The organism is Bradyrhizobium sp. Rc3b (assembly GCF_900114915.1).
Taxonomy (GTDB): domain Bacteria; phylum Pseudomonadota; class Alphaproteobacteria; order Rhizobiales; family Xanthobacteraceae; genus Bradyrhizobium.
This window is the reverse complement of the sequence record NZ_FOUS01000002.1, coordinates 113,733-125,240: the sequence shown is the minus strand read 5'-3', so window position 1 is coordinate 125,240 and position 11,508 is coordinate 113,733. Positions and strand designations below refer to the sequence as shown.

At 57.6% G+C, this 11,508-nt stretch carries 11 protein-coding genes and 2 pseudogenes; 2 read left to right on the top strand and 11 right to left on the bottom strand.

The genetic code is table 11. The features are described 5' to 3' along the window. Positions 1-77: 77 nt before the first annotated feature. Positions 78-713 carry a LysE family translocator gene (locus BM190_RS04040; protein WP_092252160.1) on the bottom strand — a complete coding sequence of 212 codons (636 nt, stop codon included), beginning with the start codon at positions 711-713 and terminating at the stop codon, positions 78-80. Positions 714-1,220: 507 nt separating this feature from the next. Between BM190_RS04040 and BM190_RS04035 the strand changes: the two are divergent. Continuing rightward, a pseudogene (locus BM190_RS04035) lies at positions 1,221-1,346 on the top strand (YciI family protein); the annotation flags it as partial. 175 nt (positions 1,347-1,521) lie between these two features. After that, entirely contained in the window at positions 1,522-2,430 is a 909-nt protein-coding gene (locus tag BM190_RS04030) for a MurR/RpiR family transcriptional regulator (protein ID WP_092253009.1), read from the top strand. Between the two features lie 99 nt (positions 2,431-2,529). On the opposite strand, the gene BM190_RS04025 is transcribed toward BM190_RS04030, so the two are convergent. The 10 genes and pseudogenes from BM190_RS04025 to BM190_RS41015 all read right to left on the bottom strand — a co-directional run bounded on the left by BM190_RS04025 (position 2,530) and on the right by BM190_RS41015 (position 11,506). Further along, positions 2,530-2,895 carry a DoxX family protein gene (locus BM190_RS04025; RefSeq protein WP_177236898.1) on the bottom strand — a complete coding sequence of 122 codons (366 nt, stop codon included), beginning with the start codon at positions 2,893-2,895 and terminating at the stop codon, positions 2,530-2,532. Positions 2,896-3,040: 145 nt separating this feature from the next. Beyond that, a complete protein-coding gene (locus BM190_RS04020; RefSeq protein ID WP_092252156.1) occupies positions 3,041-3,754 on the bottom strand; it encodes an ABC transporter ATP-binding protein in 714 nt (237 codons plus the stop codon). Beyond that, positions 3,741-5,537, bottom strand: coding sequence for a branched-chain amino acid ABC transporter ATP-binding protein/permease (locus tag BM190_RS04015; protein WP_210189084.1), 1,797 nt, complete (start codon positions 5,535-5,537; stop codon positions 3,741-3,743). The genes BM190_RS04020 and BM190_RS04015 overlap by 14 nt, the downstream gene beginning before the upstream one ends. A 1-nt stretch (position 5,538) precedes the next feature. After that, the gene (locus tag BM190_RS04010; protein ID WP_092252154.1) at positions 5,539-6,387 is read right to left on the bottom strand and encodes a branched-chain amino acid ABC transporter permease; all 849 of its coding nucleotides are present in this window, start codon (positions 6,385-6,387) and stop codon (positions 5,539-5,541) included. Positions 6,388-6,528: 141 nt separating this feature from the next. Then, complete coding sequence (locus BM190_RS04005) at positions 6,529-6,918, bottom strand: RidA family protein (protein WP_092252152.1); 390 nt, start codon at positions 6,916-6,918, stop codon at positions 6,529-6,531. A gap of 76 nt (positions 6,919-6,994) precedes the next feature. Next, positions 6,995-7,870: an NmrA family NAD(P)-binding protein gene (locus BM190_RS04000; RefSeq protein ID WP_092252150.1), complete on the bottom strand. Its 876-nt coding sequence runs from the start codon at positions 7,868-7,870 to the stop codon at positions 6,995-6,997. Positions 7,871-7,905: 35 nt separating this feature from the next. Beyond that, positions 7,906-9,129 (bottom strand): amino acid ABC transporter substrate-binding protein, encoded by a 1,224-nt coding sequence (locus tag BM190_RS03995; RefSeq protein ID WP_092252148.1) that lies wholly within the window; start codon positions 9,127-9,129, stop codon positions 7,906-7,908. Between the two features lie 242 nt (positions 9,130-9,371). Beyond that, the gene (locus BM190_RS03990; RefSeq protein WP_177236897.1) at positions 9,372-10,127 is read right to left on the bottom strand and encodes a GDSL-type esterase/lipase family protein; all 756 of its coding nucleotides are present in this window, start codon (positions 10,125-10,127) and stop codon (positions 9,372-9,374) included. A gap of 195 nt (positions 10,128-10,322) precedes the next feature. After that, a complete protein-coding gene (locus BM190_RS03985; protein WP_092252144.1) occupies positions 10,323-10,928 on the bottom strand; it encodes an MSMEG_1061 family FMN-dependent PPOX-type flavoprotein in 606 nt (201 codons plus the stop codon). After that, a pseudogene (locus BM190_RS41015) lies at positions 10,925-11,506 on the bottom strand (flavin reductase family protein). The gene BM190_RS03985 and the pseudogene BM190_RS41015 overlap by 4 nt, the downstream one beginning before the upstream one ends. Positions 11,507-11,508: the final 2 nt, after the last annotated feature.

Sequence of the window (11,508 nt, the reverse complement as noted above, 5' to 3'; positions counted from 1 at the left end):
AGCAGGTCGCGGCCAGCGAGAATCTTGCGCTCCGGCGTCTAGCGAGTTGTAAGAGTGGGCCAGAAAGAGACACCATCTCAGTTCGTGGCGCGTCGATAGACCGCCATGGCTCCAGCGAGGGCGAGAAATACTCCGCCGCAAAGGCGATCCAGCCAGATCGATGCAGTGGAGCGCAGGAATTTCGCTACTCGAGAGCCGAAGCTGGCGTAGGCGAACATGACGACGAAGTCGATCGTCGCGAACACGATTGCCAGCGTCACGTATTGGACGAATTGTGGCCTGGCCAAGTCAATGAATTGCGGGAGGAACGCCGAGAAGAATAGATAGCCCTTTGGATTCGTTGCAGCGACAAAGAAGCTGCGAGCTAAGATATCGGCCGCCGCAACATCTGCTGAATGCGATGTCCGATCCAACGCAACCGCTGCCGAACCACTAGACCTCAACAGCACAAGGCCGAGGAACGCGAGATAGCCAACACCGATCCACTTCACGACGTTGAACCAGAACTCTGACGCAGCCAGGAGTGCCCCCAGGCCGAGAGCGGCTGCTCCAATAAGGACAAAGTCTGACAGCACCGCCCCGCACATTCCGGGAATTGCTCGTCGAACTCCGAACCTCGATCCGTTCGATAGCGCCAATAGGACCGTCGGTCCTGGCGTCGCTATACCAATGAAGGCGACGACTGCGAACGCCAGGATAGTCGCTTCTGTCATGTCCGCCCCCAATCAACTACTGAGTCGGATGGAAATCTTTCAGACTGGCCGCTTGTCTGCAAGGGGCCACGAGCGTCGATCTGGCCCGTGCAGACCGCGCCGGGATACCCCTATTGAAACATGAGCATTGGCGAGCTGGCAGCGGGCGTCGACGGGGACGCCCACGGAAGCGGCTCGCCCGCCCAGTGGCACGGAGGCATCCGGGGCTGACCATGACCTCGTGAGCCGGCCGGGCGGGCGCCCGGGCTGATCACCAGATAATTGGATCGCGTACATTGCCCCAAGATTGCATGATCAGCCGCGAGCGAACTCAGAACGGTGTCGGTCGAGGGAGCCGCGTTGCCCATCCGAGAGAGCGTGTCCTTGCGGGCGCGGCGACAAGGAAATTCGCTGAGCTTGAGCAGGTCGTCTATGCGCCTTGTGCGAGGTGTGGCCGGCCAAGGAACGCCGGCACAGCCTGAAGCTCGCTGCCATTGCCTCGGTCAGGGGCGCTCCGCCTTTCGACCTAGTCTGTTCCTGATCGAGGCGCCTGACCGGGCCGCGGTTGAGGCCTTCAACCGAGCCGATCCCTTTGCGATCGCCGGGATATGGGAGAAGGTCACGATTACCGGTTTCCTCCGCCGCCAGGGCTGAGCGGCGGCGACCGGGCTGGCGACCGCTCGGTTTCGACGGCAAGCAAGACGGCGGCTTTGATGCGGCCCCCCTGGCAACCTGAATGCGCTGACTATCTTAGGGGTTAGCCCGCTTTTTTCGGGCTGGAGAGCGTGTTACCGGTAGGCGTGTGCTTCTCGCCAGGAAACTCGCCAAAGTGAACATACCCATCCCCAGCCGTGGCACCGTCGCCGAGCGGATTCGCGTCGTTCGAAACCATCTCTCGCCGTCCGAACTCGCCGTTGCTAACGGAATCATCAAGAACTACCCGACCGGCGGACTGGTCCCGATCGCTCAACTGGCTTCGGACGCCAAAGTGAGCGGGCCGACAGTGCTACGGCTGGTTGCAAAGCTGGGATTCGATGGTTACGCCGAATTTCACGCCGCTCTCAGGGATGAAATACAAAAGCGGATCTTCTCGCCGGTCGACCTCTACCCGGCACGAACTCGGGGCGGCAAGCTGGAGTCACCGACGAGTAAGGCACAGGCCGCGTATTACGAATGCATTCGGTCCACATTCTCTCGCTTGGACGAGAACGAATTGCAATCTGCGGTATCGGCCTTGTCCAATCCGGACCGGCCCGTTTACATCATGGGTGGAAGGGTCAGCTCAGTATTGGCGACCCATCTTGGGACCTTTCTTTCGCTGTTGCGCAAGGACGTGACGGTTGTCAGTTGGGAAGGGTTTAGCAGAAGCGCTGGCATAATCGATATGGGACCGAAGAGTACGGCTGTCTTGCTCGACTTTCGTCACTATCAAGAAACCGTCGTCGGATGGGGTGTTGAAGCAGCGAAGCGTAAGGCGCACATAGTGGTCTTCACCGATCAATATCTGTCACCGCTAGCTCAACATGCGACTTCGCTGCTAACTTGCAGCACAGAAGGGTTGAACCCGTTCGATTCAATGGTGGGAGCATTTGCCCTGGCAGAGCTGGTCATTTCTGAGGTCGCCCGTTCACTGGGCGCTCCTGCAAGGAAGCGTTTGTCTGATCTCACGGCTTACCAACTCAATGAGAGCGAAAACTTGCCAAAGCTGACGCCATTCCAGCGAGGAGCACAGGAATAGCTAGCGGGCCGTGGGGACTGACGCTGTTTCAGCCCGGCTTCCTATGAACTCTTCGTGCAATCGAAATTTCGGGCAGCGCTAAGCAATCCAGGACACGATCTAGCGCGCATGGAGCATAACGATCGCGGAACAGAGCGCCCAAAAGACATGGTACTCGCAACCGCCCAGATTCCACATCCACTTGCCATGAGAGACCTTGATGACGGCGAGCGCGGCCGTCAGCATGAAGACGGTAGACAAGGCTCCAGCGTAACTCATGAACACACCGAGGATCATGCAAACCGTCACGATTATCTCGACCAAAAGCGAGAAATAGACAAATACTGCAACGGGACGAAAACCGGCAGCCTGAAAGAATCCGAAGACACCTTCACGAGCGGTGAATTTTGCGACGCTGTGCGGAATGTAAGCCAATCCGCATATCAAGCCGAGCAGCCGAATGGGATCGTTGAAATCGTAAGTCATGACACAGGCCCGCATACTTGCTTGAGCGATTTGAAATGCTCAGGTGACGAATAAGTCGGAACGCAGATGGTTCGTGATGACGGACCCTCCTCATAAAGCACCGGCCGACGCCGCAAATCTCAGAGCGGCACGTTCGCGAACCCGTTCAAGGAGAGGCATGCCCGAGATACGCGCCGGCGATTTCCGGTCGGGATCTCAATTCCGAGGGCGCGCCTTCGGCGATCAACCGCCCGCAATCAAGCACGTACGCGCGCTCCGCCACATCCAGGGATTTGTTGACATTCTGCTCGATGAGCAGAATCGACATTCCGCCCCGGTGTATCTTCTGGATGATTTCAAACACCTGCGAGACCATGATGGGCGCCAAGCCTAGCGAGGGCTCGTCGATGAGCAACACCTCGGGCCGCGACATCAGAGCCCGCGCAATAGCCACCATCTGCTGCTGCCCGCCAGACATGGTCCCCGAGATTTGATGACGCCGCTCGCGCAGAATCGGAAACAACGCATAGACTTCCGCCAGGCTTTGGTCTCTGAAAGCTCGACTATTTCGGCGGTAACAGCCCATGTCGAGATTTTCCTCGACAGTCATTTGAGTGAACAATCGTCGCCCTTCCGGGATGACCGCTATTCCGTGGGCGCCCATGGCTTGCGGGCTGATTTTCGTGACGTCGGTGCCTTGGAAATGCATCGACCCCTTGCGGAACGGGAGCAGCCGCGCGATAGCATTCACAAGCGTTGTCTTGCCGGCACCGTTCGGGCCGACAATTGCGACCAGTTCCCCGCGGTCGACATGAACTGAAACATCGAAGAGCGCGGGCGCATCGCCATAGGCGATCTCGACACCTTCAAGCCGCAACATGGGGAACCCCGAGATAAGCTGAGACGACATCGTCTTGGTTCATGACCTGCCGCGGCGGGCCATCCGCGATTTTCTTGCCTTGATTGATCACGATCAAACGGTCGGACAGTTCCATGACAGCCCGCATGTTGTGTTCGACAAAAATGATGGATGTTCCCGTGTCCCTGATCCGGCGAACCATGTCGATCGCCTTTGAAACCTCGGGAGGCGTCAATCCAGCAAGCACTTCGTCGAGCATAATGAGACGTGGCTGAGTGGCCAAAGCCCGCGCCAGCTCGAGGAACTTGCGTTGATGAAGATTGATCTCGGACGGAAGCGCGTCGGCCCGATCGGCAAGACCAACGAATGCCAACCAGTAGTCAGCTTCATCAGCTGCTCGCTGCGGATTGCTGGCGGCTGCGCCGAACATCGCCGCCAACTCGACATTCTCACGAACGCTCAACCGGGCGAATGGCCGCGGAATCTGATATGTGCGGGCGATACCCGCCCGCGCGACACGATGACCTCCGATATAGGCAACGTCGCGGCCTTCAAGGAAGACGTGGCCTTCATCCGGCCGATAGAAGCCGCTTATGACATTGATCAAGGTCGACTTGCCTGAGCCGTTTGGACCGACCAGGCCGAGAATTTCATTCTCCCGTACTTCAAAGCTGACCTGACTTAACGCGCGCAAGCCCGAAAACGCCAGCGAGATACCTTCGCACTTCAGCAGAACCGATTCCGGCGACGCTCCGGCAGGCCCAACGCCGGGAGGCTGGCTTATTGGCTTGCCCTCACCCGCAACTGCAGTCGTCTGGTCGACGTTAATGCGACGAAAGCGCGAAACAACGCCCATGATGCCACCGGGCATGACCAGTGTCGCGACAACCAGCGTTGCCCCGATCGCAATTTTCGTGACTAGAGCATAGTCGCCGCTCACGAACAGATACGTCGCCGAGGCGATGAGCGTCGCTCCAATGCAAGGACCGGCCCAATGCCTCGTGCCACCGAGCACACTCATGAGAAGCACATAGAGCGGAACCGTGATCGAGAAGGTCTCCCCGACCGTTACGTAGCTTATGAATAACGCGTGAATGCCGCCTGCAACCCCCGCTAGAAACGCCGAGATCGCAAACGCTGCGAGCTTGTAGGCAAACGTCGGGATGCCCTGCGCCTCTGCCACGCTCTCATCATCGGCGACGGCGAACAATCCCCGGCCTAATGATGAATACTGGACCGAATATGCTACCGCAACTGATAGCAGAGCAACGCTCATCCCCATTAGATAGAGCGTCGACATTTGGCTGCCGAAGAGCGACGGAACACTCACTAACAAGGACACGCCTGGACCACCATCAATTGGCGTATTCAGTACGATCGTCGACAAGATGAATGTGGAGGCAAGCGTCAGAAGAGCAAACAGCTCTCCTCGAAGGTGCTGTATTCGGAATACGATTGCGCCGATAACAATAGCCACGACGGCGGATAGAATACCGGCGAGCAAGATTGCCGCAGTCAGCGGCATGTGTTCGGATAGCCTGGCAACTGAGTAAATGCCAATGCCGTAAAACGTCCCATGACCGAACGAAACGTACCCGGAAAACCCGCTCAAGATCGTCCAAGACGTAGCGAGCGCAATCCAGAAAAATATCAGGTATAGGAACGATTCAACGAATGCAGGCGGTTGAAAAAACGGTAGTGAGCCGAAGACCGCTAATGCGGCAAACAGACCAACCCCAAATATGTAACTGGCTCGTGTACGCGCCATGCGAGGCATGCCGGCGAGTGTCAGGTTCTTTACCATGCTAAATCCGCCCGGGCCGCAGGGTGAGAAGCGATACCATCAGCGTGAAAGGCACTATGGGTGCCCACGAGGGCGCAACGAGAGCCATGGCAAATGACTCGGAAACTCCTACTAGCAATCCGGCCACCAGGACGCCCAGGGGGCTGCCTAATCCACCCATAATCACAGTCGCGAATATCACCCCGAACCACGAATACATTTGACTTGGCGTGAGCGCGAACAACAGAGCGATGAAAACTCCTCCGAACGCGGCCAATCCGCCGGCGCTACCGGCCACCAACAGTGACAACCTACGGCTCTGAACTCCGAAGATCGAGGCGATGGCCGGATTTTCGACATTTGCGCGCAACGCTTTCCCGATATACGTGAATCTTAACAGCCCCCAGGCCCCAACGCATGTTGTGACTGCGCACATGAACATGAACGCATCTGCCCATGGAACGAGGAGACTGCCGAGCACCATCGATCCCTTGAGGTGATCCGTCTCGAGTCTCAGGAAGTCAGCTGACCAAATTAGTTGAAGCAGCGCTTCCACAACGATAGTGACGCCGAAGGTGGCGACAATGGACCCAAATTCATCGATTCCAAACCGGATGATGGCAAGCTGCTGCAAAGCGGCCACCACAAAGAACAACGGGATCAGGAACAGCGGCACGAGATATGGATTGATTTTCCAGATCGCGGTGCATTGGTACGTCAAATATGCAGCAAGGAAGATCATCGCGAAGTGAGACAGATTGATGATCCGTAAAAACCGCCATGAGAGCGAAAGCCCTAGCCCCAGCAAGGCATACAGGCCGCCCGAGAACAGCCCGGATAGCGCGGATTGAGCGAGAAGGTTGGCGTTCATATCAATTTCTCACACGTTGCGGAACTGAAGTCTGCGGCTCTCGAACAGCGATATCGGCGGGTAAGACGCGCCACGGAACAGAACAGACAGGCCGATGGAATATTTCGTCGTCGGCCTGCCGTTTCTTGAAACGAGAGGCCATCACACCTTTGCGGCGACAGTTTCCATTTCGACCAGCCAACTTGGGTTGGCGAGTTGTGAAACAACTACCCAGGTCGATCCCGGAAGTTTTCCGCTGGTAATGTACTTCTCCCGGTGCGGGCGCAGGAACTTCAAGCCGCTTGGATCCGTGGCATAGACGTTCAAATGCACGATATCGTTCGTCGTCATGCCGGCGTCTTCAAGAATCTTCACCGTGTTGAGCCACACCTGCTCGTGCTGATCCTCGAAGCTTGAAGGGACAGATCCATCCAACCTGTTTCCCACTGTCCCGGCGATGTAGAGCCACCGCGCATTTGGCGGGACTTCAACGCTGTGACTGTACGCGCCGACCGGCGCTGCGATCGTCTTTGGATTTCTGAATACCAACATCTGGACACGTTCTCCTTTGTTTAAGCCGCATGCTTGGGCAAGAGAAGGAATTCACGCTCAACTCTGCCGAAGAAAGTTACTGAAACGCCTCTTTATGATCTTGGACGAATTCAAGCGTTGAGATTGGCTCACGGCCCAACACTTCTCTGATTGGCTCACACTGTTCGGGAGTGAAACCACCGTTTGCAATGGTGCGAGCAATTGCTATCGAATGCTCGATCAACCACGGCGGCGATCCCAAGGACGACATTCGCTCGCCGACGCCTTCAGGCGATATTGTAGAAACGAAGATCGGCCTCCCGAGAACCTTTGAGAATATTCCAGCAAAGTCGTTGTACGTTGTCTGCCTTCCGGTGAGCTCAATGAGTCTCCGGCGGTACCGGTCCGGATTCACCAGAATTTCGGCGGCCACGGCCGCGGTGTCGCGGACATCGATGAACGACAGTTTCAGGTCACCGTCACACGGGATGACAAGGTTGCTCTGCTCTGTGACAGACCGCCCTTGCTCCAAGGTGTTTTGCATGAAGAGGCCCGGCCTCAAGATGCACCACGATGGAACGACGCTCTGGAGCATCTGTTCGACGTGGTAGTGATCTCGGCCCAACATCACGACGCTGTCTCGCCCGACAATGCCGCGAGCTCCCGAAACCTTGAGCGCAAAGTCAACACCGGCTTCCCTGGCCGCCTCCAAGATATTGACCTGCTGCTCGCGAAGGGTTCGGCTTCGCCCGGTCACAAACATAAGGCGATCGACACCCCGCAACGCCGTCGCCAGATCTGCACGACTGTCAATGTCTGCAATCGCTACCCGCGCGCGTTCCCCAAGGATGCTTCTTGCCCGATCCCTATCACGTACGACGCAGAGGGGATCGAAGCCTTTACGTGACAGCTCACGAACAGTGGCACTTCCGGTCATGCCAGTCGCACCAATCACAGCGATGCTATTCATCATGCTCACCGAAAGCGTCCTTTATCGACCAAAACGCACTATTTCGCGATGACCGTTGCACCCGGAGTGGCAAATCCCTTCGGCGCCACGACGACCCATTTCCCGTTTTGCACCTGCTTGATCTTCGTGAGGTCAGCCCCGAAATTGCCCGGCCCGTCGAACCGGAGCTTCCCGATGAGAGTTTCGACAGAATTGACCTTCAACCAGTCGGCAATCTTGCTATCATCGAGCGACTTCGTTTCCCTGACCGCGGCGGTCAACGTCTGTAACGTCGAATACATGGCGGCCGGCTGGGTGTCAGCTTCCTGGTAGGGAAGATTCGCTTGCGCCGCCGCGGAGCGATACGCGGAGATAAAGTCCGATGCAGCCTTTGACTGATTCATCGGAGGCAAGTCTTCGAAGAGCGCGGTCGCCAGCGCATTTGCGCCGAGCTTCGAGGCAGCCAGCGGACCAGGCGAGGGGTAGAGGTAGAAGTGATTGCGAGGTGCGTAATTCAACTTTTCGAGCGCCTCGAGCAGCATGTTGCCCTCTAGTCCTAGGGCCCCGACGAAAAGCAGATCTGGATCAGCCTGGCGAACACGTGCGGCGATCGGGCCAAAGTCACGGGTGCCAAATTCGTATTCGAGATACAGATTGACGTCGACGCCACGCTGTTTCGCCACTTCCCGGGCACCAGCAGCGATGAAATCCGCAGCGGGAGTCTTGCCCGTCACGATAGCCATCGTTTTCGGTATTTTCCCTGCTCCAGCGAGCGTATCGAGCACCAGGGTTGGTATCGACACTTCGGGCGTCGGCCCGACCGACCATGCCGTGAAGTGTCGCGCATATCGCGACAGTTTCGGCATGCTGAACGTGCTGGTGATGAGCGCTTTTCCGTAGCGCTCGGCGACCGGCATCACCGCCAGGGCGATATTGGCGCTGTATGGACTCGATATGAAGTCGACCTTGTCCTTGGTGATCAGGCGCTCATACAGGGTTCGCGCGAGCTCCGGCTTGGATTGATCGTCCAGAAGGATCCACTCGACCTTGCGGCCGTGCAGGCCATCGCCTTCATTGAGCTGCTTGACATAAACCTCGCCCGCAATCTTGTGCATGGCGGCTGTCGGAGCGAGCGGGCCGGTCAATGAGAGCGTACCGCCAATCTTGATCGTATCGGAATTCTGCTGCGCGACCGCACCAGAGGGCGCGATAACGAAGGCTACGCTCAACGTCAGCGTGATCGCCGAGACCGAGCGTACGACTTTCATTATAAATGAATTCATGACAGTGCGCCTCCGAAAGCAGCGGCTTCGCCGCAGCTGTTACAATCCAAATTGAAGTCGTTACCTCTAGTCATCAGTAGCCGTAAGGCGCGCGCTGGCTGGAGGGCGTGTTACATACATTCCGCTTATGACGAAGCACGTTTTTTTATAACAACGGCCTGCAAACAAAACTCGACTTAGCTTCGTTTCTTTCCTGCCTTGCGCCGTCGGCGGACGGTTGAAGTGATCGGCTGCGGCGCGAACTAGCGCACGTCGCGCAGCATCGTATCGACGACGGGAGCCAACGCCTTTCCGAGTGTTCGGTGGTTGTCGACTGTAAGGTGAACCCCGTCATCGCCTTCGGTTTTGACGACCGTCGAAGCATCGAAAACAGGTACCCGGTCGATGCGCGACGCCTCCAAGAAGGCATTTGAAAGCAGAGCCGCTTTCGCCGGCGCCCCAGCAAATAGTTCGTTCATTGGTGGGCTGGTGAGATTACCGAGAAGGGGCGGCACAACGACAAGTACCTGGGGCGCAGGATAAGATGTTGCAGTCCCCCCCTCGCTTGAGCGGACTATGGAAGCCAGACCCATCGCACTCTGAGCTATCGCCGTTGGTGTCTTGTCAAAGGCCGGCGCAAGATCGTTTGTTCCGAGCATGAGAACCACAAGGTCCAGCGGCATTTCACGTGCGATCGCCGCCCGCAACGCCTTGGCCCCATTGAAATCCGACCCGACCGTGACGGCCCCGATCCCTTGTTTACGATCTACGTCTACCGTACGGCCGCTCAGGCCATCCACCAAGACAACGGCGCTCTCGGAGAGAGAGCTGGCAAGCACGCCTGCCCAACGTTGATCGTCCGGGAGCCGCGTAACCTGCCGACCGGCGACGCGAGCCGTGGAGCCCCACGTATTGGAGTCGCCAAAGACCAAGATGCGCTTGCTCCTCGCTAACGCTTCCCCCGACGAAAATTGGACCACGATCAGAAGTGACGCCAAAATCGGGATAAACCGACGCATAACCATATACCCCCACGCTGTTGCGGCTGTTGTCGCAGCTCTCCCTAAGGAGATCTGTTATACGTATTACAGCTAGTCGGCAAGACGTAATTTTTGTTATATTTTGTGAAGCGAGCCAAAGTTTCTGAATATGTCCCAAGGGGATCGACAAGGAGCGACACTTTCCACTTCGCAGTTGTGTCGTGGGCTAACGATCTAGAGCTGCTCTTTGTAGATCGCTTCAATGGCGTCCTGGCTTTCCGGAACTCCAACCGAGGTCTGCTCGTGATTGATTTCGCCGATGCTCGGAAAACTAGAACGGTCAATGCGCGCTTCATTCGACCACAACCGGGATCGCATCGCGGCCTTGCCGCAATGGAAATAGACCTCGTTAACGTCGATGCACAAAACCGCCCGCGGCGGTCTGCCAAACTCCACCATGCTTGCCATCAATTCCGGTTCGGCGGTAACCGCGCCCTTGCCACCGACCCGCAACACCTCATCAATGCCGGGAACAAAGAAGAGTAGATGCACCAAGCCGTTTCCGCCGACGATATTCCTGAAACTGTCGAGGCGATTGTTACCCGCGCGGTCGGGCATCATCAGCCGGCTCGGCCGGTCGACACGCACGAAGCCGGGGTTGCCGCCGCGAGGCGACGCATCGACGCTGCCGTCCGCGCCCGAGGTCGCCAGCACGCAGAAAGGCGACATCGCGATGAACCGATGGGCGTGCCTGTCAATCGACGACCGCGATTTCGCGATCACGCGGGCGCTCGGCTTCGGGTAGATGGCCCCAAGATCGCTGGAGGTGAGATTACTCACGATGCTGCTCTGTTCAAACTCTGGGTTAAAGCGGTGATATTCTGGCTGTCCAGCGTCGGCACGACGCCGCAGTGCTGATCAATGGGCAAGACCCCGCAGAACATTCGATCGAAGTCGACCAGCGGACGCTTCCCGGACTCGAGCCTGGCCGACCGGACCTCACACAGGAACACCGAGTGCTGGCCGACCGAGAACTCGTTCACGATCTCGCAATCGAGCACAGCCAGTGCATCGATCAGAGCCGGGACGCCGCCCGCCGTAGTGGCCCACTGAGCCGAATCAAATCTTTGAGCGTCCTTGGTCTTGGCGGAAGAGAACTACTCGGCGAGTTGGACGTGATCGGCTGCCAGAAAATTGACGCTTACCCGCCTGGTTGCCCGCATCCCGTCGTGAGCGCCGGCCGCACGGTTGACGCAAACAATGAGCGTGGGCGGATCGATGCTGAGCGAGCAGACGGCCGTCACCGTGAGACCGAGCCGTTCGCCATCGACGGCGGTCGCCGCAATGCAAACGCCGCCGGCCAGGAGCCGCACGCTCTGATGGAAGGTGTCCAGAGAAATGGCCGCTTCTCTCGTCATCA